This window comes from Burkholderia sola, from assembly GCF_905400185.1.
GTDB classification, from domain to species: Bacteria; Pseudomonadota; Gammaproteobacteria; order Burkholderiales; family Burkholderiaceae; genus Burkholderia; species Burkholderia sola.
The window spans coordinates 3,367,322-3,393,935 of the sequence record NZ_FR989675.1; the positions used below are offsets into that span (position 1 = coordinate 3,367,322).

25 protein-coding genes and 1 pseudogene are annotated in these 26,614 nt (G+C 66.5%); 13 read left to right on the plus strand and 13 right to left on the minus strand.

Annotated elements, in window-relative coordinates; translation table 11 throughout:
• Positions 1–85: 85 nt before the first annotated feature.
• Together KR541_RS15550 and KR541_RS15555 are read right to left on the minus strand one after the other, a co-directional pair.
• Positions 86–922 carry an FTR1 family iron permease gene (locus KR541_RS15550; protein ID WP_050014294.1) on the minus strand — a complete coding sequence of 279 codons (837 nt, stop codon included), beginning with the start codon at positions 920–922 and terminating at the stop codon, positions 86–88.
• Between the two features lie 12 nt (positions 923–934).
• Positions 935–1,267, minus strand: coding sequence for a cupredoxin domain-containing protein (locus KR541_RS15555; protein ID WP_006488047.1), 333 nt, complete (start codon positions 1,265–1,267; stop codon positions 935–937).
• 323 nt (positions 1,268–1,590) lie between these two features.
• On the opposite strand from KR541_RS15555, the gene KR541_RS15560 reads away from it, so the two are divergent.
• Positions 1,591–1,791 (plus strand): heavy-metal-associated domain-containing protein, encoded by a 201-nt coding sequence (locus KR541_RS15560; protein ID WP_050014293.1) that lies wholly within the window; start codon positions 1,591–1,593, stop codon positions 1,789–1,791.
• 60 nt (positions 1,792–1,851) lie between these two features.
• Here KR541_RS15560 and KR541_RS15565 read toward each other — a convergent pair whose 3' ends face one another.
• Both KR541_RS15565 and KR541_RS15570 read right to left on the minus strand, forming a co-directional pair.
• Positions 1,852–3,342, minus strand: coding sequence for an aldehyde dehydrogenase (locus KR541_RS15565; RefSeq protein ID WP_050014292.1), 1,491 nt, complete (start codon positions 3,340–3,342; stop codon positions 1,852–1,854).
• A gap of 88 nt (positions 3,343–3,430) precedes the next feature.
• Positions 3,431–3,982, minus strand: coding sequence for a cupin domain-containing protein (locus KR541_RS15570; protein ID WP_011546390.1), 552 nt, complete (start codon positions 3,980–3,982; stop codon positions 3,431–3,433).
• A gap of 455 nt (positions 3,983–4,437) precedes the next feature.
• Between KR541_RS15570 and KR541_RS36695 the strand changes: the two genes are divergently transcribed.
• From KR541_RS36695 to KR541_RS15620, 11 genes are all read left to right on the plus strand, one after another.
• Positions 4,438–4,620, plus strand: a complete 183-nt coding sequence (locus KR541_RS36695; RefSeq protein ID WP_006488040.1) for a hypothetical protein — start codon at positions 4,438–4,440, stop codon at positions 4,618–4,620.
• Between the two features lie 283 nt (positions 4,621–4,903).
• Positions 4,904–5,689: a gamma-glutamyl-gamma-aminobutyrate hydrolase family protein gene (locus KR541_RS15575; RefSeq protein WP_050014291.1), complete on the plus strand. Its 786-nt coding sequence runs from the start codon at positions 4,904–4,906 to the stop codon at positions 5,687–5,689.
• Between the two features lie 28 nt (positions 5,690–5,717).
• Positions 5,718–7,055: a glutamine synthetase family protein gene (locus tag KR541_RS15580; protein WP_050014290.1), complete on the plus strand. Its 1,338-nt coding sequence runs from the start codon at positions 5,718–5,720 to the stop codon at positions 7,053–7,055.
• A gap of 35 nt (positions 7,056–7,090) precedes the next feature.
• Positions 7,091–8,533, plus strand: a complete 1,443-nt coding sequence (locus KR541_RS15585; RefSeq protein ID WP_216089609.1) for an aspartate aminotransferase family protein — start codon at positions 7,091–7,093, stop codon at positions 8,531–8,533.
• A 62-nt stretch (positions 8,534–8,595) separates the two neighbouring features.
• Entirely contained in the window at positions 8,596–9,711 is a 1,116-nt protein-coding gene (locus KR541_RS15590) for a polyamine ABC transporter substrate-binding protein (RefSeq protein ID WP_050014288.1), read from the plus strand.
• A gap of 186 nt (positions 9,712–9,897) precedes the next feature.
• Entirely contained in the window at positions 9,898–11,052 is a 1,155-nt protein-coding gene (locus tag KR541_RS15595; RefSeq protein ID WP_216089610.1) for an ABC transporter ATP-binding protein, read from the plus strand.
• Positions 11,053–11,062: 10 nt separating this feature from the next.
• Entirely contained in the window at positions 11,063–12,049 is a 987-nt protein-coding gene (locus KR541_RS15600; protein ID WP_050014286.1) for an ABC transporter permease subunit, read from the plus strand.
• Positions 12,046–12,885: an ABC transporter permease subunit gene (locus tag KR541_RS15605; protein ID WP_050014285.1), complete on the plus strand. Its 840-nt coding sequence runs from the start codon at positions 12,046–12,048 to the stop codon at positions 12,883–12,885. The genes KR541_RS15600 and KR541_RS15605 overlap by 4 nt, the downstream gene beginning before the upstream one ends.
• A gap of 115 nt (positions 12,886–13,000) precedes the next feature.
• Positions 13,001–14,566, plus strand: a complete 1,566-nt coding sequence (locus KR541_RS15610) for a DUF3138 family protein (RefSeq protein WP_204383453.1) — start codon at positions 13,001–13,003, stop codon at positions 14,564–14,566.
• A 94-nt stretch (positions 14,567–14,660) separates the two neighbouring features.
• Positions 14,661–15,965: an NAD(P)/FAD-dependent oxidoreductase gene (locus KR541_RS15615; protein WP_050014283.1), complete on the plus strand. Its 1,305-nt coding sequence runs from the start codon at positions 14,661–14,663 to the stop codon at positions 15,963–15,965.
• 25 nt (positions 15,966–15,990) lie between these two features.
• Entirely contained in the window at positions 15,991–17,292 is a 1,302-nt protein-coding gene (locus tag KR541_RS15620) for an NAD(P)/FAD-dependent oxidoreductase (protein ID WP_050014282.1), read from the plus strand.
• A 55-nt stretch (positions 17,293–17,347) separates the two neighbouring features.
• On the opposite strand, the gene gor is transcribed toward KR541_RS15620, so the two are convergent.
• The 6 genes from gor to KR541_RS15650 form a co-directional block, all read right to left on the minus strand.
• Positions 17,348–18,703 carry a glutathione-disulfide reductase gene (gor, locus tag KR541_RS15625; protein WP_216089611.1) on the minus strand — a complete coding sequence of 452 codons (1,356 nt, stop codon included), beginning with the start codon at positions 18,701–18,703 and terminating at the stop codon, positions 17,348–17,350.
• Between the two features lie 241 nt (positions 18,704–18,944).
• Positions 18,945–19,169 (minus strand): hypothetical protein, encoded by a 225-nt coding sequence (locus KR541_RS15630; protein WP_050014343.1) that lies wholly within the window; start codon positions 19,167–19,169, stop codon positions 18,945–18,947.
• Between the two features lie 373 nt (positions 19,170–19,542).
• The gene (locus KR541_RS15635) at positions 19,543–20,664 is read right to left on the minus strand and encodes a porin (RefSeq protein ID WP_050014280.1); all 1,122 of its coding nucleotides are present in this window, start codon (positions 20,662–20,664) and stop codon (positions 19,543–19,545) included.
• 335 nt (positions 20,665–20,999) lie between these two features.
• Complete coding sequence (locus tag KR541_RS15640; RefSeq protein ID WP_050014279.1) at positions 21,000–21,746, minus strand: YoaK family protein; 747 nt, start codon at positions 21,744–21,746, stop codon at positions 21,000–21,002.
• Positions 21,747–21,804: 58 nt separating this feature from the next.
• On the minus strand, positions 21,805–22,332 hold the full coding sequence (locus tag KR541_RS15645; RefSeq protein WP_050014278.1) for a chromate transporter: 528 nt from the start codon (positions 22,330–22,332) through the stop codon (positions 21,805–21,807).
• Complete coding sequence (locus KR541_RS15650; protein WP_089488891.1) at positions 22,329–22,997, minus strand: chromate transporter; 669 nt, start codon at positions 22,995–22,997, stop codon at positions 22,329–22,331. Before KR541_RS15650 ends, KR541_RS15645 begins: the two co-directional genes overlap by 4 nt.
• A 96-nt stretch (positions 22,998–23,093) precedes the next feature.
• Here KR541_RS15650 and KR541_RS15655 point away from each other — a divergent pair, with 96 nt between their 5' ends.
• The gene (locus KR541_RS15655) at positions 23,094–23,978 is read left to right on the plus strand and encodes a transcriptional regulator GcvA (RefSeq protein ID WP_050014276.1); all 885 of its coding nucleotides are present in this window, start codon (positions 23,094–23,096) and stop codon (positions 23,976–23,978) included.
• Between the two features lie 119 nt (positions 23,979–24,097).
• On the opposite strand, the gene tssF is transcribed toward KR541_RS15655, so the two are convergent.
• The 3 genes and pseudogenes from tssF to KR541_RS15670 form a co-directional block, all read right to left on the minus strand.
• Complete coding sequence (gene tssF / locus KR541_RS15660) at positions 24,098–25,975, minus strand: type VI secretion system baseplate subunit TssF (RefSeq protein WP_216089612.1); 1,878 nt, start codon at positions 25,973–25,975, stop codon at positions 24,098–24,100.
• Between the two features lie 4 nt (positions 25,976–25,979).
• Positions 25,980–26,261, minus strand: a pseudogene (locus KR541_RS15665) (hypothetical protein); the annotation flags it as partial.
• Between the two features lie 69 nt (positions 26,262–26,330).
• On the minus strand, positions 26,331–26,591 hold the full coding sequence (locus KR541_RS15670; protein WP_050014342.1) for a PAAR domain-containing protein: 261 nt from the start codon (positions 26,589–26,591) through the stop codon (positions 26,331–26,333).
• Between the last annotated feature and the right edge of the window lie 23 nt (positions 26,592–26,614).

The following is a 26,614-nucleotide window of genomic DNA, read 5'->3' on the forward strand; positions in this document are numbered from 1 at the left end:
GCGCAGGTGCGGCGCGCACCGCAAATGAAAGAAGGGGCGTCCATGACGCCCCTTCTTTCATTCGAACCCGGAAGTCCGCAAACACTCACGCCGCGGCATGCGGCGGCCTCACCGTCTGCTGCGGCCGGCCGACGAGCCGCGCCAGCACGACGATCGCCACCAGCGTCGCGACGTACGCGGCGATCTGGATGCCCGCCGGACGCGCGGTATAGCCGATCAGCGTATGCAGCGCCTTGCCGACGATGCTCGATTCCTTGAGCAGCCACGACGTATCCCAGACCGCATCGCCCCACGACGGCACGAGGCCGGCGGCCAGCAGGAAGCCGACGCACTGGCTCGCCATGCCCGCGGCAAGCAGCACGATCAGCGCGTTCGTGACGGAGAACAGGCGCTTCAGCGGAATCTGCAGCAGGCCCGCATACATCGCGTAGCCGAGCCCGGCGCCGCCGAGCACGCCGAGCAGCCCGCCGGCGATCATCTGCGGCGTCTGCCCGGGCTCGCCCGCCGCGATCCCGTACAGGAACAGCACGGCCTCGGAGCCCTCGCGCAATACCGCGACGCCGACCACGATCGCGAGCCCGGTCAACGGCCGGCTGCCGGCCGCGACCGCGCGGCCGACCTCGCCCATGTGCAGCGCCATTTCGCGGCCGTGCCGGCTCATCCAGATGCAGTGCCACGCGAGCATCAGCGTCGCGACGAACATCACGCCCGCGTTGAAGACTTCCTGCCCCATGCCGGACGCCCATTGCGAGATCACGTCGGCGAACGCCGCGATCAGGCCGGCGCCGACCACGCCGCCGACCAGCCCGCCGGCGACCCACCAGCCGCGCCGCGGCACGCCCTTCGTGGCGGCCATCACGATCGAGACCACCAGCGCGGCCTCGAGCACTTCACGAAAGACGATCAGGGCAGTAGACAGCATGTCGGTATCGGCTTACTTGACGGTCAGGTGCGTCTTCGACTGCGCTTCGTGATACTCGTCGTGGAACTCGTAGGTGCCGGCCTTCAGCGGCCCGACCAGGATCTCGACCGACTTGCCGGCCGGCACGACCTTCTCCGCCTTGAAGTCGTCGCTCTCGAATTCCGCAGGCGTCGCGTCGAGGTTCTTCACGACGAATTTCACTTTCTTGCCGGCAGGGATCGTCACGCCGTCGGGCGAAAACTTGTGGTCCTTCAACGTCAGGTTGACGACGTCGTCGGCAGCGAAGGCGGACGTGGCCGAGGCGCCCAGCAGGGCCAGTGCGAAACCGATAGCGAAACGGGTCATGTTCGTAATGAGCGGAAATATTGAAGAGAATCGATACTAAGATCGATTCGCATTTTCACCTCGGAGTACCCTTACTCGGGTCATGGGAATCATGCGTCGTCGATCCCGTGTACCCGTTGCCGCGCAAGGCTCCGCCGAATTTCGCCGACAATGGGCGGCCGTCAATCGGGAAATATTCGGACTGACGCGCGCACGCGAATGGCTATTCGTCATACTTCAGCATTACAAATGGCTGATGCGATGCGCATCGCCGCACTTGACCTTCCCACCATGGCAAGCTTCATGCTGAATGTACTCGTCAACCATCCACCCCGGAGAACACGATGGAATTCGAAGTCCAGGACATGACCTGCGGCGGCTGCGCCAACGCGATCACGCGCGCGGTAACGGCCGCCGACCCCGCCGCGAAGCTCGACATCGACGTCGCGGCGAAGACCGTCAAGGTCGACTCGGCGCAAGGCGCCGCGCGCGTGCAGTCGATCATCGAAGCCGCCGGCTTCCATCCCGCGCTGCGCACCGCGTAACGCGCGCCGAAGGCCGCGGGCGCAGCGCCGGACGGCGACGCGCCCGCGGCCGGCATCCCGTCAGCGCAGCCGGATCAGCGTCGACTTCAGTTCGGTGTACTTCTCGAGCGCATGCAGCGACTTGTCGCGGCCGTTGCCCGACTGCTTGTAGCCGCCGAACGGGAAGTTCATGTCGCCGCCTTCGTCATAGCAGTTCACCCACACGGTGCCCGCACGCAGCCGGCGCGACACGTCGTGCGCGGTCGTCAGGTTCGACGTCCACACGGCCGCGGCCAGCCCGTATTCGGTGTCGTTCGCGATCCGCACGGCCTCGTCGACGTCGTCGAACACGATCACCGACAGCACCGGCCCGAAGATTTCCTCGCGCGCGATCTTCGCATCGGGCTTCACCTCGAACACCGTCGGCTCCACGTAGAAGCCGCCCGTCTCCTCCTTCACGCGCGCACCGCCGGTGACGAGCCGGCCTTCGCTGCGCCCGGCCTCGATATAGCCGAGCACGCGCTCGAGCTGGATGCCGTCGACGATCGCGCCCATCGACACCGACGGATCGAGCGGGTTGCCGGGCACGTACGCGCGCGCGGCCGCGACGAGCTTCTCGATGAACGCATCCTTGATGTCGCGATGCACGAGCAGCCGCGAGCCGGCCGTGCACATCTCGCCCATGTTGTAGAAGATCGCGCCGGCCGCCGTTTGCGCCGCGCGGTCGAGATCGGGGCAATCGGGCAGCACGATGTTCGGCGACTTGCCGCCGAGTTCGAGCCACGCGCGCTTCAGGTTCGACTGCGCCGCATACTGCATGATCAGCTTGCCGACCGCCGTCGAGCCCGTGAACGCGATGCAGTCGACGTCGCGATGCAGCGCGAGCAGCTTGCCCGGTTCGCCCGCGCCCGGCACGACGTTGAACACGCCGGCCGGAATGCCGGCCTCGAACGCGAGCTGCGCGACGCGGATCGCGGTCAGCGGCGATTTCTCCGACGGCTTCAGCACGACGCTGTTGCCGGCCGCGAGCGCGGGGCCGAATTTCCATGCGGCCATCAGGATCGGGAAGTTCCACGGCACGACGGCGGCCACCACGCCGACCGGCTCGCGCGTGACGAGACCGACGAGATGGTGATCGGCCGGCGCGACCTCGCCGCCGACCTTGTCGATCGCCTCGGCGAACCATTCGACGCAGTACGCGGCGCCCGGCACGTCGACCGTCGTCGTGTCGCCGATCGGCTTGCCCGCGTCGAGCGTCTCGAGCAGCGACAGTTCGTCGAGATGCGCGCGCATCAGCGCGGCCCAGCGCAGCAGCACGGCCTTGCGCGCGCGCGGGTTCAGGCCGGCCCATACGCCCGCGTCGAACGCGCGCCGTGCCGCCGCGACGGCCGCGTTCACGTCCGCTTCGCCGCAGTCGGCGACCTTCGCCAGCACGCGGCCATCGATCGGGCTCACGCAGTCGAACGTCTTGCCGTCATGCGCGTCGCGCGACGCGCCATCGATGAATGCGCGCCCTTCGATCTCGAGCGACGCCGCCTTGTGTTGCCAGTCAGCCAAAGTCAACTTTTTCATCAGGATGCCTCAGTGTTTTGACATTCGCGATGCGGCACGCCGCGTGCGTGGCGCGCAGACAGCCCGCAGCGAATGCGGTGACGCGCGGTCAGAAGGTTGCCGGCGAATTGGCCGACACGACCTCGCAGATCAGTTCCGCGCTGGGATTGCGAAAACGATGCGGCAAACGGCTTTCGAAGTAGTAGCCGTCTCCGGGGTCGAGCAGCCACGTCGCGCTATCGACGGTCAGCTCGAGCCGGCCCGACACGACGACGCCGCCCTCGTGCCCCGCGTGCACCAGCATCTCGGGCCCCGTATCGGCCAGCGGCTGGTAGATCTCGCGCAGGATGCACATGTTGCGGTCCTTCACGTTCGCGCCGACCAGGTGAAACGCGAGCGACTCGTTGCCGAGGTTCGGCATCTCGTCGCGACGCGACACGACCGCGCGCGATTCGACGAGCTCGAACGTGAAGAATTCCGCGAGACTCATCGGGATGCATTCGAGCAGTTTCTTCAGCGAGCCGACCGACGGGCTCACGCGGCCCTGTTCGATCAGCGAGATCGTGCCGTTGGTGACGCCGGCGCGTTTCGCGAGTTCGCGCTGCGACAGGCCATGCTTGTTGCGCACGAAACGCAGGCGCTCGGCGACTTCAGTGGACATCGATTCGGTTTCGGACACGATAAGTGCGATGACAAAGTGAAACGACGCGGTGGACTGCCGTTGAATATTCTAATCACTTTATGCCGCACATCAGCGGGGAAAACCCTGAAAGGCGTTCGAAATAATGGACGGCGCATCGGCTATTCCTTTTGCGAATCTTTTGTTCGCACTGCTCGGGAAAGCCCTGATGCAGGACCGTAAAAAAACATTTGACGCCGTTATTGGCTCGTATATGCTGGCTCTCAGGTCAGCGTCATCAGGCTTTCACAGGCATCGAAAAGCGTTATCGCAACGCAACAATTGATGCTCGTCAATGTAAATGACGCACGGCCGGCACCTTGATTATTTTAAACGCCCAGCGCGTCGAAACGATCGGGTGTTCAATACTTTCAACAAACCAGTCGAGTGTAATCGTGAGAGTCCGTGGCCCTCTGGTGAGGTGGGATCGAGGCGATGTGCGAAGTTTGCGCAGCGCCGTTCCCGCTTCCGATGGCAGTTGCGGCTGGCATAGTCCTCGCCTGCTTCACCTGTCGATCTACACCATCCTGTCCCGTCGTTCCGTTCGGCGCCACAACGCCGTTTCCGCACGCGCATTCGTCGCCGTCGATACCGACGAAGTGGCGTCGCTGCTGCCGTAGCGCCTCTCCTTTCTTCACGTCGTTCGTTTTATCTGTCGATTCGCCAACCGCATCGTCCGTGCGGTGACGGAACGCGTTCGCGCATGCGTTGCCGCGTCGCGTATCGCCATGAAACGAACGGCGGCCTGACCGTCGCGCGCAGCGCGGATCGCCACGCCATCCCGTTGCGCCCATTCACCAGCGGCCCTGCGCCTAGCGCCAGGCCGCGGGGTCGTGTCGCGCCCGCGTTTTGCCGCATTCGGGCCGACGCGCGTCACGTCCCTACGGATTACTGATTGACGTCATGGAAAGGAAACCTCTCGTCGGCATCACCGCCGACCTCACCCAGATCGGCGCGCACGCGTCGCATACGGTCGGCGACAAATACGTCGCCGCGATCGTCGACGGCGCGCAGGCGCTCGCGATGGTGCTGCCGGCCCTTGGCGAACGCCAGTCGGTCGGCGACATCCTCGACACGGTCGATGGCCTGCTGTTTACCGGCAGCTACTCGAACGTCGAACCGCATCGGTACGGCGGCGAGCCGAGCGAGCCCGGCACGAAGCACGACCCCGCACGCGACGCGACGACGCTGCCGCTGCTGCGCGCGGCCATCGTCGCGGGCGTGCCCGTGCTTGCCGTGTGCCGCGGCTTCCAGGAGCTGAACGTCGTCTGCGGCGGCACGCTGCACCAGCGCGTGCACGACGTGCCGGGCTTCGCCGATCACCGCGAGGACGACGACGCGCCGATGGACACGCAATACGGCCCCGCGCACGTCGTGCGCCTGACGCCCGGCGGCAAGCTGCATGCGCTCGCCGGCGGCCGCGACGAAGTGCACGTGAACTCGCTGCACAAGCAGGGCATCGCGCAGCTCGGCTCCGGCCTCGCCGTCGAGGCCGTCGCGCCGGATGGCCTGATCGAGGCCGTGAGCGTCGTCGACGCACCGGCGTTCGCGCTGGCCGTGCAGTGGCATCCGGAATGGCGACACGCGCAGGACCCGCTGTCGAGCGCGATCTTCCGCGCGTTCGGCGATGCGTGCCGCGCCCGCCGCGCCGAACGCACCCGCGCCATGGCCGCCGCCGCGCTCGCCTGAGCGCGCCCACCAGACAACGAGAACAGACATGCAAGACATCGAAGACTTTCTGAAGCAGCACCGGATCACCGAGATCGAGGCGATCATTCCCGACATGGCCGGCATCGCGCGCGGCAAGATCACGCCGCGCAACAAGTTCACGTCCGGCGAATCGATGCGCCTGCCGCAGGCCGTGATGGTGCAGACCGTCACCGGCGACTATCCGGAAGACGGGTCGCTGACCGGCGTGACCGACCCCGACATGGTGTGCGTGCCCGACACGTCGACGATCCGCCTGATCCCGTGGGCCGTCGATCCGACCGCGCAGGTGATCCACGACTGCGTGCACTTCGACGGCTCGCCGGTCGAGATCTCTCCGCGCTACGTGCTGCGCCGCGTGCTGGACCTGTACAAGGCGAAGGGCTGGAAGCCGGTCGTGGCGCCCGAGCTCGAGTTCTATCTGGTCGACATGAACAAGGACCCCGACCTGCCGCTGCGTCCACCGGTCGGCCGCACGGGTCGCCCCGAAACCGGCCGCCAGTCGTATTCGATCGAGGCCGTCAACGAATTCGACCCGCTGTTCGAGGATATCTACGAATACTGCGAAGCGCAGAACCTCGACATCGACACGCTGATCCACGAAGTCGGCGCCGCGCAGATGGAGATCAACTTCATGCACGGCGACGCGCTGTCGCTGGCCGACCAGGTGTTCCTGTTCAAGCGCACGGTGCGCGAGGCCGCGCTGCGTCACAACATGTACGCGACGTTCATGGCCAAGCCGATGGAAGACGAACCGGGTTCGGCGATGCACGTACACCAGAGCATCGTCGACGAGGAAACGGGCCAGAACCTGTTCACGTCGCAGGAAACCGGCGGCGCGACGTCGATGTTCTACAACTATCTCGCGGGGCTGCAGAAGTACACGCCGGCGCTGATGCCGATCTTCGCGCCGTACATCAACTCGTATCGCCGCCTGTCGCGCTTCATGGCCGCGCCGATCAACGTGCAGTGGGGCTACGACAACCGCACGGTGGGTTTCCGCATTCCGCACTCGGGCCCGGCCGCGCGCCGCATCGAAAACCGGATTCCGGGCGTCGACTGCAACCCGTACCTCGCGCTCGCGGCGACGCTTGCAGCCGGCTATCTCGGCATGACACAGCGTCTGGAGCCGACCGAGCCGCTGGTGAGCGACGGCTACAGCCTGCCGTACCAGTTGCCGCGCAACCTCGAGGAAGGGCTAACGCTGATGGCCGCGTGCGAGCCGCTCGGCGAGATCCTCGGACCCAAGTTCCTGAAGGCGTATTTCGCGCTGAAGGAAACCGAATACGAAGCGTTCTTCCGCGTGATCAGCTCGTGGGAACGCCGCCATCTGCTGCTGCACGTTTAAGCGCGCATCACCGCATACGGAATCACGGAGGAAACATGACTTACCGCAACGAATCTGCCTGGATCCAGCCGGCCGCGCCGAGTGCCGCGGCCGCCGCGCCGCGCGCGACGCAGGCACGCACGACCGCCGAATACCGCGCGCTCGACGCCGCGCACCACATCCACCCGTTCTCCGACATGGGCGCGCTCAACCGCGCCGGCAGCCGCGTGATCGTGAAGGCCGACGGTGTCTACCTGTGGGACTCGGACGGCAACAAGGTGATCGACGGGATGGCTGGCCTGTGGTGCGTGAACGTCGGCTACGGCCGCAAGGAACTCGCCGACGCCGCGTATCGCCAGCTCCAGGAGCTGCCGTTCTACAACACGTTCTTCAAAACCACGCATCCGCCGGTGATCGAACTGTCGGCGATGCTGGCCGAAGTGACGCCCGCCGGCTTCAACCACTTCTTCTATTGCAACAGCGGCTCGGAAGGCAACGACACCGTGCTGCGTCTCGTGCACCAGTACTGGCGCGTGCAGGGCAAGCCGCAGAAGAAGTACGTGATCTCGCGCAAGAACGGCTATCACGGCTCGACGATCGCGGGCGGCACGCTCGGCGGGATGGGCTACATGCACGAGCAGATGCCGTCGAAAGTCGAGCACATCGTGCATATCGATCAGCCGTATTTCTTCGGCGAAGCGCAGCCGGGCGAGACGCCCGAAGCATTCGGCCTCGCACGCGCGCAGCAGCTCGAAGCGAAGATCCTCGAGCTCGGCGCGGAGAACGTCGCGGCATTCATCGGCGAGCCGTTCCAGGGCGCGGGCGGCGTGATCTTCCCGCCGTCGACGTACTGGCCGGAAATCCAGCGGATCTGCCGCAAGTACGACATTCTGCTCGTCGCCGACGAAGTGATCGGCGGGTTCGGGCGCACCGGCGAATGGTTCGCGCACCAGCACTTCGGCTTCGAGCCGGACTTGTTCACGATGGCGAAGGGCCTGACGTCGGGCTATGTGCCGATGGGGGCGGTGGGCATTCATGAGCGCGTCGCGCGCCCGATCATCGATAACGGCGAATTCAATCACGGCCTCACGTATTCGGGCCATCCGGTGGCGGCGGCCGTCGCGGTCGCGAACCTGAAGCTGCTGCGCGACGAGGGGATCGTCGAGCGCGTGAAGACCGACACCGGCCCGTACTTCCAGGCGCTGATGCGCGAAACCTTCGCGCGTCATCCGATCGTCGGCGAAGTGCACGGGCACGGGATGGTCGCGAGCCTGCAACTGGCCGAAGCGCCGGCCGAACGCCGCCGCTTCGCGAACGGCGGCGACGTCGGCACGATCTGCCGCGACTTCTGCTTCAACGGCAACCTGATCATGCGGGCGACCGGCGACCGGATGCTGCTGTCGCCGCCGCTCGTGATCTCGCGCCAGGAAATCGATGAACTCGTGTCGAAGGCGAAGAAGGCCGTCGATGCCACCGCCCAGCAACTGGGCATTTCGTAACGGTTTTGCCTACAGGCGTGCGGCGGGCGCCGCACGCCGCCATCACCCAAGGGAATTCCACCATGCGTGCCTGCTTACTTCGCCAAGCCTGTTCCATCGCGGCCCTTGCCGCGGTGGCCGCGTTCACGTCGGTCGCCAGTCCGTCGGCTCATGCCGAGGACCTGAACGTCTACAACTGGTCCGACTACATCGCGCCGGACACGATCCCGAACTTCCAGAAGCAGACGGGTATTCACGTCAAGTACGACAACTACGACAGCGACGACACGCTGCAGGCGAAGCTGCTGGCCGGCAGCTCCGGCTACGACATCGTCGTGCCGACGTCGAACTACATGGCCAAGCAGATCCAGGCCGGCGTGTACCAGAAGCTCGACAAGTCGAAGATTCCGAACCTCGCGAACCTCGACCCGCTGCTGATGAAGATGATCTCGGATGCCGATCCGGGCAACCAGTACGGGGTGCCCTGGGCATACGGCACGGACGGCATCGGCTACAACGCACAGGCGGTGAAGAAGGCGCTCGGCGACAAGGCGCCGGTCGACAGCTGGGCGCTGGTGTTCGATCCGGCCAACATGGAGAAGCTGAAGAGCTGCGGCGTGTCGTTCCTCGACCAGGCCGTCGACGTGTTCGCTGCCACGCTGCAGTACATGGGCAAGGACCCGAACAGCAAGAACCCCGGCGACTACCAGGCTGCGTTCGAAGTCCTGAAGAAAGTCCGCCCGTACATCACCCAGTTCAACTCGTCCGGCTACATCAACGACCTCGCGAACAACGACGTATGCGTCGTGCTCGGCTGGTCGGGCGACGTCGGCATCGCGCACCGCCGCTCGGCCGAAGCGAAGCGTTCGTACGACATCAAGTTCTCGAATCCGAAGGAAGGCGGCCTGCTGTGGTTCGACGTGATGGTGATCCCGAAGGATGCACCGCACCCCGAGGCCGCGCTGAAGTGGATCAACTACATTTCCGACCCGAAGGTCAACGCGGCGATCACCAACACGGTGTTCTACCCGACCGCGAACAAAGCCGCGCATCAGTTCGTCACGCCGGCCGTCGCGCAGGACCAGACCGTCTATCCGCCCGAAGACGTGCTGAAGAAGATGGTGCTGATGAAGCCGATGCCGGCCGAGATCCTGCGCCTCGAGAACCGTCTGTGGGCCCAATTGAAGACGGGCCACTGATTGCGATGCCTCACGGCGGCGCAGGCATCGCGGTCCGCCTGCCCGCCTGACATTCGCGGACCTCCGTCCGCCCGCGCGCCACGCGCGCTGTTCCATCCGGCACGAGCCGTTGCTCGCGAGTCGCGTTGCGCGCCTCGCGTGGGGACGCTCACGCCTGCAATCCGTGAAGAACGAATGGTGACTCCCATGCAATCGATACCCTCTTCCGCTGCTGCACGCCAGACCCAACCGGCCACCGCACCCCGTACGCAAAACGATGCGTTCGTGCGCATCGAAAACGTCGTGAAGAAATTCGGCGACAGCACGGCCGTCGACAACGTGAACCTGACGATCGCGAAGAACGAGCTGTTCGCGCTGCTCGGCAGTTCGGGCTGCGGCAAGTCCACGCTGCTGCGCATGCTCGCCGGGCTGGAAACGGCGACCTCCGGCAAGATCTTCGTCGACGGCGAGGACCTCGCGTCGCTGCCGCCGTACCGCCGCCCGGTCAACATGATGTTCCAGTCGTATGCGCTGTTCCCGCACATGACGGTCGAATCGAACGTCGCGTTCGGCCTGAAGCAGGAAGGCACGCCGAAAAACGAGATCAGGGAACGCGTGGCCGATGCGCTCGCGCTCGTGCAGATGACCAAGTACGCGAAGCGCAAGCCGCATCAGCTGTCGGGCGGCCAGCAGCAGCGCGTCGCGCTCGCCCGCTCGCTGGTGAAGCGCCCGAAGCTGCTGCTGCTCGACGAGCCGATGTCCGCGCTCGACAAAAAGATCCGCCAGAAAACCCAGCTCGAACTGGTGAACATCATCGAGAAGGTCGACGTGACCTGCGTGATGGTCACGCACGACCAGGAAGAGGCGATGACGATGGCGAGCCGCCTCGCGGTGATGAGCGAAGGCAAGATCGTGCAGATCGGCTCGCCCGGCGAAGTGTACGAATACCCGAACAGCCGCTTCTCGGCCGAATTCATCGGCTCGACCAACCTGTTCGAGGGGCGCGTGGTCGAGGACGAGCCCGATCACATCTTCGTCGAAAGCGACGATCTCGAGAACCGCATGTACGTGAGCCACGGCGTGACCGGCCCGCTCGGGATGCCGGTCGGCATCTCGGTGCGCCCGGAGCGCGTGCACGTGTCGCGCGAGAAGCCGGGCGCGCGGCACAACTGGGCGCGCGGCGTGGTGACCGACATCGCGTACATGGGCAGCTACTCGCTGTACCACGTGCGTCTGCCGAGCGGCAAGACGGTGGTGTCGAATCTGTCGAGCTCGCACCTGATGAACGACGGCGCGCCCGCGTGGAACGACGACGTGTTCGTGTCGTGGTCGCCGGCCAGCGGCGTCGTGCTGACGCAATGAGGACGCGACGATGAGAACCTCCGCTTCCACGCCTTCCGCGCCGGTGTCGACCGGCGCCGCACGCACCGGCGCGGGTCACGCCCGCCGCCGCCGCTTCGCCGCGCTGTCGCGCTTGCTGCCGTCGGGCCGCACCGTCGCGATCGGCGTGCCGTTCCTGTGGCTGGCCGTGTTCTTCGCGCTGCCGTTCGTGCTGGTGCTGAAGATCAGCTTCGCCGACCAGGTGATGGGCATCCCGCCGTACACGTCGCTCGTCGAGTTCAAGGACGGCGTCGTGCACTTCGCGCTGCAGCTGTCGCACTACGCGTTCCTGCTGCAGGACGACCTGTACATCGCGACCTACCTCAGCTCGCTGAAGATGGCTGCCGTGTCGACGGTGCTGTGTTTGCTGATCGGCTATCCGATGGCGTACTACATCGCGCGCTCGGAGCCGAACCGCCGCAACGTGCTGATGATGGCCGTGATGCTGCCGTTCTGGACGTCGTTCCTGATCCGCGTGTACGCATGGATCGGAATCCTGAAGGACGACGGCCTGCTGAACCACACGCTGATCGCGCTCGGCATCATCCACACGCCGCTGCGGCTCTATCACAGCGATGCGGGCGTCTACATCGGAATGGTCTATTCGTACCTGCCGTTCATGGTGATGCCGCTCTATGCGCACCTCGTGAAGATGGACCTGACGCTGCTCGAAGCCGCGTACGACCTCGGCGCGAAACCGTGGGTCGCGTTCACGCGCATCACGCTGCCGCTGTCGAAGAACGGGATCATCGCCGGCAGCCTGCTGGTGTTCATCCCGGCGGTCGGCGAGTACGTGATTCCCGAACTGCTCGGCGGCGCCGACACGCTGATGATCGGCCGCGTGATGTGGGATGAATTCTTCAACAACATGGACTGGCCGATGGCGTCCGCGGTGACGGTCGCGATGGTGCTGCTGTTGCTGGTGCCGATGGCGCTGTTCCAGTACTACCAGGTCAAGGAACTGGAGGACGCGAAATGATCAAGCCGAGCAAACCGCTGTCGACGGGCGTTCTCGCCTTCGGCTTCCTGTTCCTGTACATCCCGATCATCAGCCTCGTCGTGTATTCGTTCAACGAATCGAAGCTGGTGACGGTGTGGTCGGGCTTCTCGCTGAAGTGGTACGCGGCGCTGCTGGACGACGACGAGCTGCTGACCGCCGCGTGGCTGTCGCTGAAGATCGGCCTGTTGACGGCCACCGCGTCGGTCGTGATCGGCACGTGGGCCGGCTTCGTGCTCGCGCGCTTCGGCCGCTTCAAGGGCTTCACGCTGTACACGGGGATGATCAACGCGCCGCTGGTGATTCCGGAGGTGATCCAGGGGATCTCGCTGCTGCTGCTGTTCGTCGCGCTGGAGCAGATGTTCGGCTGGCCGAAGGGGCGCGGGATGGCGACGATCTGGATCGGCCACGTGATGTTGTGCGTGTCGTACGTGGCGATCATCGTGCAGTCGCGCGTGAAGGAGATGAACAAGTCGCTCGAGGAGGCCGCGCTCGATCTCGGCGCGACGCCGCTGAAGGTGTTCTTCGTGGTGACGCTGCCGCTGATCTCGCAGGCGCTGCTGTCGGGGTGGCTGCTGTCGTTCACGTTGTCGATCGACGATCTGGTGCTGTCGGCGTTTCTGTCCGGGCCGGGCTCGACGACGCTGCCGCTGGTGGTGTTCTCGCGCGTGCGCCTGGGCTTGAACCCCGAGATGAATGCGCTGGCGACGCTGTTCATCACGGCCGTGACGATCGGCGTGATCGTCGTGAACCGGATGATGATCGCGCGCGAGCGGCGCCGGATGGCCGACTTGAAGGCCGCGTTCGCGATGGCGTGAACGCTCGACTCCTTCAACGATAACAAGCAGTGCAGACAAGCATGACGCGCCGCCCCGGGGGGGGGGGGCGCGATTCGATCCCGTTTTGACAGGCGCACGACTAGGAGAATCCGCAATGAAGAAGAAACTGATCTGCCTGCTGGTGGCCGGCGCGTTGCCGGGCGTCGCGCTGGCCGGTTCCACCTCCGCCGAAATCAAGGCGCTGCAGGCGCAGGTCGCGGCGCTGCAGAAACAGATGAAGGCGATGCAGGCGCAACTCGCCGCGAAGCAGGGCGGCGCGAGCGGCGGCATGGCCGGCGGCGGCAACGCGGTCGCGGTCGCCGCCGATCCGGGCTCGCCGGATTACGGCCGCGCACGCGCCACGCTGACCAACGACGAGGTCAGCGAAATGAAGCAGCAGATCGCGAACCAGCAGCTGAAGGTCGACTCGCTGACCGACGCGGCCACCACGGGCCCGCTCGCCGGCCTGTCGGTCACCGGCTACATCGATCCGACCTACATCTACAACCGCGCGGCCGGCACGTCGTCGTTCCTGTTCGCGAACCACGAGAACGCGTACAACTACTTCAACAGCACGTTCGGCGACCTCTACCTCGACATCAAGAAGACGTTCGGCGTCGGCCCGATGGCGCCGTCGGCCGAAATCACGCTGATGCCGAACCGCGGCAACGGCATCACGCTGCTGCAGAACTCGCGCGGCTCGATCACCGACAACCTGCTGAACACCGCGGTCATCAACGTGCCGATCACCGCGGAAACGACGCTCGTCGCCGGTTTGATCCCGAGCTTCGGCGGCTACGAAGTGCAGCAGTCGAACCAGATGCTCACGCTCACGCACAACCTGCTGTACGATTTCTCCGATCCGGGCAGCTACGTCGGTGTCGGCGCGAACTACACGAAGGGCGCCTGGGCGTGGAAGTTCTTCCTCGGCAACGAGCAGTACCGCACCTACGGTTCGGTCACGCAGACGGGCACCAATGCGCTCGGCGACCCGATCACCACGAGCAACAAGGTGCCGACCTTCACCGCGCGCGCGGACTACACGTGGTCGAGCGCGCTCGATCTCGGCGGCTCGTTCAACATCGGGCGGCAGACGCTGTCGAGTGCGATCGATTCGGACGGCGTCGTCCACTACGGCCCGGGCGGCGCGGCGCCGAGCGGGTACGGTTCGTTCTTCTTCGGCGAACTCGACGCGACCTACACGCTCGCCGATATTCAGTACAACGCCGAAGTCGACTACGGCCGGCAGCAGCATGCCGCGTTCAACGGCGGGCTCGCGCAGTGGTACGGGCTGTCGCTGCTCGCGCACCGCAAGTTCAACGCACCGGTGGTCGGCCGCATGGGCGTGACGCTGCGCTACGACCTGCTCGCGAACTCGAAGAACGGCGGCGGCGGCGGCGGCATCGCGCTGAACGGCAACGGGATGGACCCGAGCAACGGCTTCGGCGTCGATGCGGACTGCCTCGCGCAGTCGAAGGCCGGCGGCGGCCTGGGCTTCGAGTGCAAGGGCGCGGTGCGCCAGGACGTCGCGCTCGACCTGCTGTTCTATCCGACCCAGCAGATCACCGTGAAGGTCGAATACCGGCACGACTGGGCGAACAACAAGGTGTTCCTGCGCAACGACGGGTCGTACGGCAAGTCCAACGACCTGCTCGCGACGCAGTTCATCTATTCGTTCTGATGCAGCACGCGCGGGGCGCCGTGCCGCACGCACGGCGTCCCGCGCCGTTTTCCGGCTGCGCGCCGTTCGCAGCCTTGTCGAGGGAGTCAGTTTCATGACGCAGTCTTTCACCCGCCGCGCCGATGCGCTCGCGCGCGACTCGTATTACGAAGCCACGGCCACACGACCCGTGGCCGACGATCCGATCCTCGAGGATGCGATCGACGTCGACGTCTGCGTGATCGGCGCCGGTTTCGCGGGCCTGTCGACGGCGCTCGACTGCCGCACGCGCGGGCTGTCGGTCGCGGTGATCGATGCGCACCGGCCCGGCTGGGGCGCGTCGGGCCGCAACGGCGGCCAGGCGATCACCGGCTTCGCGAAAGACGAGGTGATCGAGAAACAGCTCGGCGCCGACGGTGCGCGCGCCGCGTGGTCGCTGTCGCTCGACGGCATCGCGCTGATCGCCGAGCGCATCGCGCGCTACGGGATCGACTGCGACTTCACGCGCGGCTACCTGACCGTCGCGACGAAGCCGCGCCGCGTGGACGACCTGCGCGCGTGGATGAATGCCGCGACGTCGCGCTGGGGCCACCCGTCGCTCGCGTGGCTCGATACCGGCGAGATCCACGCGCGCATTGCGTCGACGCGTTATCTGGCCGGCGTGCACGACCCGCTGTCGGGCCACCTGCATCCGCTCAAGTATTGCCTCGGCCTCGCCGATGCCGCGCGCCGCGAAGGCGTCGCGCTGTACGCGCACACGCCCGCGCTCGACGTCGTGCGCGGCGCGCGGCCGGTCGTGCGCACGCCATCCGGCGAAGTGCGCTGCCGCTTCGTCGTGTCGTGCTGCAATGCGGGCCCCGGCGGTGTGCTGCCGGCCGCGACCGCCGCGCGCATCGCGCCGATCGCGTCGTACATCATCGCGACCGAGCCGCTCGGCCGCGCGCATGCCGACGCGCTGATCGCCCGACGCGAAGCCGTGTGCGACAACAACTTCTTCCTCGACTACTTCCGGCTGTCGGCCGACGACCGGATGCTGTTCGGCGGCCGTGCGAATTCGGCCGGCGCGTCGCCCGCCGCGCTCGCCGAAGCGATCCGGCAGCGCATGGTCGGCGTGTTCCCGCAGCTCGGCGACGTGCGCGTCGAGCACGCGTGGGGCGGCTTCGTCGACGTCACGCGCAACCGCGCGCCTGACTTCGGCGCGATCGATCCGAACTTCTTCTACGTCCAGGGCTTCAGCGGGCACGGCGTCGCGCTCACCGGGATCGCCGGACGCGCGGTCGCCGGCGCGATCGCGGGCGACACGCGCGCGTTCGATCTGTTCGCACGCGTGCGTCACCGGCGCTTTCCCGGCGGCGACGCATGGCGGCAACCGGCACTCGAGCTCGGGATGCTGTATCACCGCGTGCGCGAGCTGTTCTGAGCCCTCTCACTCCGCCCTCCTCATCATGCAGACATTCGCCAACCAGCCGCACGTCGCGTCGTACTACGCGGCGACCGTCAACGACACGACCCGCCACGCGCCGCTTGCCGGCACGACCGACGCCGACGTGTGCGTGATCGGCGCGGGCCTCACGGGCCTGTCCGCCGCGCTCAACCTCGCCGAGCGCGGCCATTCGGTGACCGTGCTCGAAGCGTCGCGGGTCGGATGGGCGGCGAGCGGCCGCAACGGCGGCCAGTTGATCGGCGGCTTCGCGTGCGACATCGACACGTTCGCGCAATTCATGCCGGAAGGCGACGTGAAGCGGATCTGGGACATGGGGCTCGAAACGCTGTCGCTCGTGAAGTCGCGCATCGCGCGGCACGACATCGACTGCGCGCTGGTGCCCGGCTACCTGACCGCGGCGAACACCGAGCGCGACGCCGATGCGCTGAAACGCTGGCGCGACGAAGCCGCGAAGCGCTTCGGCTACGACCGCTTCCACTTCGTCGAAGCGGACGAACTCCGCGACTACGTGCAGTCGGCCCGCTATTGCGGCGGCCTGTACGACCCCGACAGTGGCCACCTCCATCCGCTCAACTACACGCTCGGTCTCGCGCGGGCGGCCACCGACGCGGGCGTGCGCATCCACGAGGACAGCTGCGTGACGCACGTGCGCGACGTGTCCGGCGGCCACGTCGTCGAGACGAGCAGCGGCAACGTGCGCGCGCGCTTCGTCGTGCTCGCGTGCAACACCTACGTCGGCACGCTCGCGCCCGCATTGTCGAAGAAGATCATGCCGGTCGGCACCTACGTGATCGCGACCGAACCGCTCGGCGAAGCGCGCGCCGCCGCGCTGATGCCCGCGCGCGCGGCGATCTGCGACAGCCGCTTCGTGCTCGACTATTTCCGGCCGGCGCCCGACACGCGGCTCGTGTGGGGCGGCAAGGTCAGCTATTCGACGCGCGAGCCGCGCGATCTCGCCGCGGCGATGCGCGCGGACATGCTGAAGACGTTCCCGCAGCTCGCGGACGTGAAGGTCGACTATGCGTGGGGCGGCTTCGTCGACATCACGATGAACCGCGCGCCGCATTTCGGCCGCATCACGCCGACGACCTACTTCGCGCAGGGGTTCTCGGGGCACGGCGTGAACACGACCGCGCTCGCGGGCAAGCTGATCGCCGAGGCGATCGACGGACAGGCGAGCCGCTTCGACCTGTTCGACAAGATCCGGCATCGCGACTTCCCGGGCGGCGCGGCGCTGCGCACGCCGGCGCTGGTGCTCGCGATGAGCTGGTATCGGCTGCTGGACGCGTTCGGCGTGCATTGAGCGGCGTACGCCCGCGAAACACGGCCGCGTTGAAAACGCGGCCGCCCGCTTCCCGCTAGTCGCCCACCTTCTGCCGCATCGTCACGAACTCCTCGGCCGCGGTCGGATGAATGCCGATCCTGTCGTCGAACTGCGTCTTCGTCGCGCCCGCGCGAATCGCGATCGCGATGCCCTGAATGATCTCGCCCGCGTCGCGGCCGACCATGTGCGCGCCGATCACGCGCTGGCTGTCGCGCGCGACGACGAGCTTCATCAGCGTGCGCTCGTCGCGGCCCGACAGCGTGTGGCGCAGCGCCTTGAACGACGTGCGGTAGATGTCGACGTCGCCCAGCGTGCGGCGCGCATCGGCCTCGGTCAGGCCGACCGTCGCGACCTCCGGCTGGCTGAACACGGCCGACGGCACGTACGCGTGATCGACCGCCACGCGCGAGCCGCCGAACAGCGTGCGCGCGAGCAAGCCGGCATCGCGCGTCGCGACCGGCGTGAGCTGCGGCCGCGACGTGACGTCGCCGATCGCGTGGATCGACGGCACCGACGTCGCCGAATACGCATCGACGGCAATCGCGCCGCGTGCATCGAGCAGGATGCCTGCCTGCTCGAGCCCGATCCCGTCGACGTTCGGCACGCGGCCGGTCGCATAGAGCACCTGATCGTACGGCCCGTGCCGCGCGTCGCCGACACGCACGAACAGCGCGCCGTCGTCCGCGCGCTCGATCGATTCGATCACCGCGCGCGGGTGAATCGTGACGCCCTGCTTCGTCATCTCGTCGGTCAGGAACTGGCGCACGTCGTCGTCGAAGCCGCGCAGGATTTTTTCACCGCGATAAAACAGGTCGACGTGGCTGCCAAAGCCGTTGAAGATGCCCGCGAACTCGACCGCGATATAGCCGCCGCCGACCACCGCGATGCGCTTGGGGCACGTCGCGAGCGACAGCGCCTCGCGCGACGTGATCGCATGTTCGATGCCGGGCCGCGGCGGCAACGACGGCCGCGAGCCGGTCGCGATCGCGATGTGGCGCGCGCGGATCGAGCGATCGCCGATCGCGACCGTATGCGCATCGACGAGCGTCGCGCGGCCGGCGTGCATGTCGACGCCCGATTGCCGCAGCAGGCTGATGTAGATGTCGCTCAGCCGGTTGATCTCGCGATCCTTCGCGGCGATCAGCGCGGGCCAGTCGAGCGTGCCGGCGCCGAAGGTCCAGCCGAAGCCCTTCGCGTCGTCGAGTTCATGCGGGTAATGCGATGCGTAGACCAGCAGTTTCTTCGGGATGCAGCCGCGCAGCACGCAGGTGCCGCCGATCTGCTCTTCTTCCGCTATGCCGACGCGTGCGCCGTATGACGCGGACATGCGCGCGAGCCTCACGCCGCCCGAGCCGGCGCCGATGACGAACAGGTCGTAGTCGAAATCCATCGCATTCCCTCATCGCAGTTCGGATGGGGTGACGATAGCAAGATTCGGGGATTCGTGCGGCGCGCGGTGCGTGCCGCGCGTCCAATAAAAAACGGCGAGAGACGTGGCCTCTCGCCGGTCAAACCGGCTGGCGGTTGTGCCATGCGTCACCGATCGACCGCATGCCCGACCTGCCGATTGCGCGGCACCGGTCGGCCCAGGCGCGCGAAGGGCGCGCCCGCGGCCGGACCGGCCGCCATGCTCATGCCTGCGACGTGTCGCTGCCGTCCGTCGCCTGCGTATCGTCCGCCTGCTGCGGCTGCTCGTCCTTCTTCTCGAGCAGGCCTTCGATCGCCTCCGCGCCCTTGAAACCGGCGACGGCCGCGGCCGCCTTGGTCAGCAGGCCCGCATCCGGATCCACCTTTTCCACGCCTTCGACGGCAGCCACTGCGCCGGCGATTTCGCCCACAACGTTCAGGATACCCATCGTCATCCCCTTTCAAGAAAATCGTGAGCGCATCGTCCCACGAAAGAAACCGGCGGACCGCGTTTGTCATCGCCGGATACACAAGTTACGCACAGGCCGCCCGCGCTCGCGGCGCGCGACCGGAACGACGCACGCGCACGCCTGACGGCATGCCACGCGCGATGCACGCAGCGTAGCGGAAAGCCCGCGCGCGGACTGTAAAAGTGTGTTCTGGATCGCCGACGGATCGCTTACGGCGCGGGCCTGGCGCAATGGAGCGTTTGCCGAATAATCGGTTGCGCGTATGAAGGTCGCGTGACGAAAAAAAAGAGGCTCCGCGCGGAGCCTCTTCGATGCGCGCCGGACGTAGCCGGCGCACGCGTTCCGACGTTCGTCAGAAGATATTGCGCAGGCCGATCGCGATGCCCGTCTGGTTGCTGCGGCCAGGCAGCTCGACGTTCGCCGCGCCGTTCGTCTTGTTGAAGTCGACGGTGCCGTAGATTTCGGTGCGCTTGCTCAGCGCGTACTCGGCGATGCCGACGATCGCGTAGCGGTTGCCGCTCGCGAGCGTGCCGTTCGTGGTCATCGCATTGCGCATGTGGTCGTAGTAGAACGCGCCCGTCAGCGTCAGCGGCGCGCTGACCTGCCAGCTCACGCCCGCGAACGGACCGTCGTCGATGCGGCCGGTGCCCTTCGCGACCGGAATCGACTGCTGCGCGAGCAGGCTGTCGACGAAGCCCGTGTCGTCCTTCGAGCGCAGGTAGCCCGCGTAGATCTTCGCCTTGCTGAACGCGTACACGACGTTCGCGTGGTAGATCGTCTGCTTGCGCGCCGAGTTGTCGCTGTTCTGCTGCGCGCCGGCCGCGATGCTGAGCGGGCCCATCACGTACGACAGCGATACGCCCCATGCATTGCCCTTGCCGAGCGAGCCCGGAATCTGGCCCGAGAAGCCGCCGGCGCCGGTCGATTCGTAGTTGGTGCCGGTCGAGTACATCGCCTTCGCCGTCAGGCCCTCGAACTTGCCCGTGTACTTGATCTGGTTGTCCGCATACAGGCCGCCGCCGAGCGCGACCGGCAACCATGCGTTTTCGAGGTAGTTGCCGACGGTCAGAGGATCGTAGGTATCCGCCAGCAGGTCGAACAGCGGCGTCTTCTGGCGGCCGAGCGTCACGGTGCCGTACGGGCTCTGCAGGCCGACGTACGCCGCGCGGTTGAACAGGCGGCCGCTGTCGGCGAATGCGCCGTTCTGCAGGTTCACGCCGCTCTCGAGGTTGAACACGGCCTTCAGGCCGCCACCGAGGTCTTCCGTGCCGTAGATGCCGAAGCGGCTGTTCGTGATCGCGCCGTTGGTCATCGACAGCAGGCCGTCGTTCTTCGCGTTGGCGTTGGTCAGGTAACGGATGCTGGCGTCGGCCACGCCCCACAGCGTGACCGAGCTTTGTGCTGCTGCGTACTGGCTGGCGAAGGCCAGCGCCGCGCCCCCTGCGATGACTGCGAGTCGGGTGGTCTGCTTCATGAGCGTTCCTTTTTTAGGTGTCTCCATTCATGACCGGCCGCGTGCGCAGCCGGGTGGCGATCGCGGCGCGCTCATGGCGCGCGCGACGTGGGGTGAATCATAGGATGAGTACGGAGGCTGAAAGAAATTGAAATGCGCGGCAATCGCGCGATTGTCGTCCGGGAACAACGTTTCCCGCGCGGGGCGTGTTTTCGTGCGGCGGCGGCACGGTGGGCGGCGGCGCCGGGGGGCACGCGCGGCGCTGCAAGGTTCGGCGATGGTGCGGCGTGGTCACGCGGATCGCGGAGAAATCGCCGGTGCGATCGTTGCGGCGGGTTGCGGGTTGCAGCCTGCCGTCAGGCCGTTTGCGTCGCCCCGTCGCTGCTGTCGCCCTGACCACCCTGACCGCCCGCGCCACCCGCACCGCCGTTCCCCGCGCGACGCCACGCACGCCGCACGATTTCCGCGAACGCGCCGACGAGCAGCAGCACGGCGCCCCACAGCGCGATGTCCGGCACGAGCCGCGTCACGAGGCCGCCGACCACCGCGCCTCCCAGGAAACAGAAACTGATCGTCGCGAGCAGCGCCGAGTCGTGCAGCGCGCCCGCGTCGTAGCGCGGAATCAGCCCGACGAACAGCTTCTGCGCGGCGCGCCGCAGGTTGCCGGTCGTCATCACCGACGTGTACGACAGTGCCTCGAGATGGGTGAACGACAGCGTCTGCAGCGTCGCGACGAACGAGATGCCCGGGATCAGCCATGCGCTCGACGCGCCGACGACGCCGCTCGCGGCGACGCCGAGAAACGCGATTTCGACGATCAGGCTCACGAACGCCGTATGCCGCATCCAGCCGCGCTGCGCGGCCAGGGCGAGCAGATGCGCGACGAACACCGCGAGCACGAAGCCGCCGAGCGGCGGCACGTGATGCAGCGCGGCGGCCCATTCGCCGGCCGACAGGTTGATGCCGAGCAGCGCGACGTTGCCGGTCATCGTGTTCGCGAACACGTGGCCGTGGCCAACGTACGTGTACGCGTCGAGGTAGCCGCCGGACAGCGTCAGCAATGCGGCGACAGTGAGATTGCGGCTGGCGCCGTCGAGATCCATCGATCCTCCCGTGAAAAGTCGCGCCAGTATCGCGCACGGGAGGGCGGTTGTGCGCCGTTCACTGCCCGATGCCCGTGAGCCCGATCAGCGCGCCGCCCGCGAGCAGCCACAGCGGATGGATGCGCGTGCGCCACGCGAGCACCGCGCATGCGGCCGTGATGCCCCACTGGATCGCGGTGCGGTTCGACGCCTCGGAAATCAGCACCGCGCTGGCCGCGACGAGCCCGGCCGTCACCGGCATCATCCCCTGCTGCACGTAGCGGCGCCACGGCCGGTCGCGAAAGCGCTCCCACGCATGCAGCGCGAGCACCGTCACGATCGACGACGGCCCGAACTTCGCGACCGACGCGACGAGCAGCCCGGCCCAGCCGGCCACGTGCCAGCCGACCAGCGACACGATCATCATGTTCGGCCCGGGCGCCGCCTGGGCCAGCGCGAACAGCGCGGTGAACTCGTGCGCGCTCATCCAGTGGTGCACGTCGACGACCTGCCGCTGCATCTCCGGCAGGATCGTGTTGCCGCCGCCGAACGCGAGCAGCGACAACTGGCTGAAGATCGTCGCGATGGCGATCAGCGTGTCGCTCATGGCCGGCGCTCCTGTTGCGTGTGGGGCGAGTCGTGCGCATCGTGCGTGTCTCGCGCGGCATCCGGCACCGGCCGCGGCGCGCCGGCCTCGCGGCGGCGCGACGCGAGCCAGATGCTGACGGGCGTCAGCACCAGCATCGTGGTCAGCAGCGGAAGTCGCAGCACCGCGATCGCGACGAATGCGAGCGCCGCAATCGCCGCCGCGGTGCGCGGCGCCCGAAGCAGCGGCTTCGCGACCTTCACGGCCATCGCGACGAGCAACCCGGCCGCCGCCGCCGCGAGCCCCGCGAACAGGTGCTGCACGCGCGGATCGTTCTGCGTCTTCGCGTACAGCACGCCGAGCGCGACGACGACGAGCGTCGGGCCGGCGATCAGCCCGAGAATCCCGGCGAACGCGCCGGCGACGCCGCGAAAGCGCATGCCGACGGCGACCGACAGGTTGATCACGTTGCCGCCCGGCAGGAACTGGCACAGGCCGAGCAGATCGGTGAATTCGTCGGCGGAGAGCCACTTGCGCTCGTCGACGATCGTGCGCCGCGCGAACGGCAACGCGCCGCCGAACGACATCAGGCCGAGCGACAGGAAACCGGTGAACAGCTCGGCGAGGCCGACGCTGCGAGGGGGCGCGGCAGGCGGCGGGAAGGCGGGCGGCAAAGCGGATTGCATGGGGCTCCTCATCAAACGGTGAACCGAGGTTACCGCCGTTCGGGATGCCGGCAAAACGATTTTATCGGCGCGCCCTTGTGATCTAGAATCACAAGTATGGCACGCGATCTCCCGCCCTTTTCCGCGCTTCGGGCCTTTGAAGCCGCGGCACGACATGAAAGCTTCAGCGCCGCCGGCGACGAGCTGCATGTGACTCACGGTGCCATCAGCCGGCAGATCGCCGGGTTCGAGGCGTGGCTCGGCAAGCCGGTGTTCCACCGCTACGGCAAGCGCGTGAAGCTCACCGACGAAGGCCGCCGCTACCTGGACACCGTACGCGCGGCGTTCGACAGCATCGCGCACGCGACCGAGCAGTTGCGCAACACCGGCGCGGCGCGCGTGCTGCGCATCAACGCGCTGCCGACCTTCGCGATGAAATGGTTGCTGCCGCGCCTGTCGCGGTTTCAGCGCGACGTGCCGAACGTCGAGCTGAAGCTGTCGACGTCGAACGCGCCGCTCGACACGCTGAACGGCTTCGACGTCGCGATCCGCCGCGGGCCCGGCCACTGGCCGAACTGCACGAGCGGCCACTTCCTCGACGAAAGCGTGATTCCGGTCTGCAGCCCCGCGCTGCTCAAGCGCGCGCCGATCACGCGCGCGGACGATCTCGCGCGGCACGTGCTGCTGCATTCGGATACGCGGCCGGAAGGCTGGCGCGACTGGTTCGCGGCGGCGGGTGTCGCGATGAAGGGCCGCAAGCGACAGTCGTTCGACCACTTCTACCTGGCGCTGCAGGCGGCCGTCGACGGGCTGGGCGTCGCGCTCGGCCCGTTGCCGCTGATCGACGACGAACTCGCGAGCGGGCGGCTGGTGATGCCGCTCGACGGGCCGCGTATCGCGACGCGCAGCTACTGGTGGATCGCGCCGGGCGCGCCGGCCGACGATCCGCTCGTCGCGCAGTTCTGTGCGTGGCTGCAGGGGCAGTCGAATACTGGCGCGTAATGCAAGCGATCGGCAGCGTTGCGCCGCCCCCCCGGGTCAGACAACATACGGTCGAGCGCTTGGTCAGGGCTGATCCGGATCACCCCGCCGCCTCATGACGAGAATCCTGGCCGATGCGTTCAGATCAGCGGCTGCGTACCGGGCATGGCCGCGCCTCGCGTCAATTCCTGGCCGGTCTGCGCCGAACGGACCACCAGTTGGACATAACTGTTCGTCGGCCCGTACGGCGCGAAGAACCGTTCGAGCAGCTTCGTGAACACGACCAGGCTGACTTCGCGCAGCGCGGTCTCGTCAAGCGACAACATGATTTCGATGCCGCGCACGAACGACGGGAACTGATTATCCAGCGACATCCATTTCATTGCCGGCTTGTAGTCCAGTTCGGTAATCGCGTCGATGCAGCGCAGCGCGAACGGCGTCGTGCGCACCGCGTGGAGCCGCAGGAATGCTTTCAGCCCCGATAACCCGTCCCGCGTCAGGTCCAGCGGATGCGGCGCAAGCGTCGACAACACGCGCCACAACGCACCGTGGCCACGCGGCAGATCAGCCGTCAACGTCGGTCGGGTAATCAACTGGATCGGACAATCCAGCGCCTTGCTTTCGAGCAGCAAATCGCCCACCGGATTGCCGATCGACAAGCGCGCCGGCAAGTCGCCGTTTGTCACCGTCGTCACCACATCGATTTGGGGCAGCTTTGGCCGGACCGACTGTCCGTCCAGTCCGACCAGCGACAGCATCATGGATTGACGACCGGGCGATCCCGCATCGCGGTCACGAAACGCAACCCAATAGACCGCCGCCGAATCCGGGCGCGGATCGTGACTCAGCGCCTGATAGGGCCGCACCAGGGTTCTAGGCCGATCACTGTCGAGCGATACGTCCTCGTCTTTGTCCTTCTTCCTTGATAACTCGCCGAGATAGACCGCGTCGACCGAATACACGCCCAGCGGCGAATGTTTCGCCAGTCGCACGGGTTGGACCGGATAGGCGTCCTGCCCCTTCAACACAATGGGCAGGGCCGGTTGAGAAAAGAGATTCACGACGGGCGTACAAAACAGCTTGAACGCCGCCGCGTCCAGCGATGCAAGCGCCAGCGCGGCGACCGAGTCGGCAGGCGTATCGCGCAATACGACGTGCAACGTTAGTTCCCGAGCGTCGGGAGCGCTTGCTGCCCGCCGCACGCGGCCGATGTCGAGATCGACGAAATCGAACAGTTCGGGAAACGCGAAGTATTCCAGCAAGTAGCGGTAGGTGGTCGCGGTGCGGCTGGTGGTTCGGTTGTCCGGCAGCAAGCGGTCGTCATCGGCGAAACCGACCGGTTCGAACGGCACCTTCGATATGGCCCGCCAGCGCCCACATTGATCGACCTCGACATACGCGGCCGCCGCGCGCAGCAGCAAAGCGTCCAGCAGCGACGAGACGAACGGCCGTTCGCCGGAAAGATAGATCCGGACAGGCCCGTCCGGAATACCCGCCGTGAATGGACCGGCAGCCGACGCGAAGCTGATCGACAGCACGCCGGTTGCGTCTGTCGGCAATCTCACGGTCGACGGCGCCAGCAGCGCCGGGGCATACCGCGCGGACCGGATTTGCAATGGCGAGAGGGTCACGTCGTAGGCCGACCGGAACCGTATCGGGGCGGTGCGCGCATTCAACGCCATGCCTCGCGGCACGATGATCGGCTCCGTCAGTTGACCGACGATCGTCCGTGGTTCGACCGAGGCAATCGCGCACGACGGTATGGTGCGCAGATAGTGGGGGTGGACGACCTCGAGCAGCGCCTCGGTGAACTCGGGATAGTCGTCGGCCAGCTTCGAATCGAGGTGTGCGGCCAGAAACGAAAAGGTTTGAATCAGACGCGCCACATGCGGATCGTCGCTTCGGCCGCTCTGGATGCCGAGCCGAGCCGCGATCTTTGGATAGCGGATCGCGAAATCGCCGAGTGCCCGCGCGAACAACCCGAGTTCATATTCGTAATGCGACAGCAGGTGATCCATTCAGCTACAGCCCTAGTCGGTCGGAACGCACGAGTGTCGGGCCGACGAAGATAAGTTTGCGCAATCCTCCTTGTGGGCCGTATGGCTGCATCCGGATCATTTCATGCTGCGGTCCGTACGACGGGAGAGATTCGGCCGCCTCGGCGTCGAGAATCGCCGGGCCGACGACGTGTCGGTCATAGAGATGTTCGATTTCCGCTAGCCGTTCCGCCCGCGTGCGCTTGCCAGGCTCCGGGAAGTGGCGTGGCCGGTTCAAATAAAGCCAATGATGCACAACCTGCGCGTCGGGCGACGATTCGCCGATCAATGCCGTTTCCTTCATCGGATCTACCGAACCGCCCATACGCGATGACCTCTATTCAAGCGACGAAATCAGTCGCGCTCCGCACTCCGTCGGATCATCGTGAAAGGCTACCGGCGTACCGTGATGGTTGCGCGTACTGTTTTGGGGAATGATCCTGAACTGCCCGCCGCACTTCGGACATTCGGTCAGGTGCCCTTCGAGCGCGACGGGAATGCCCTGCGCTTTCAGATCGTCACTCGCGGTGATCACGTGGCCTCCGTGCGTCGTCTTGTCATTCAGGCGGATCACGCCACGTCCGTTTTCATCCTTCATCATCCTTTCCGCATCGTTTGCAT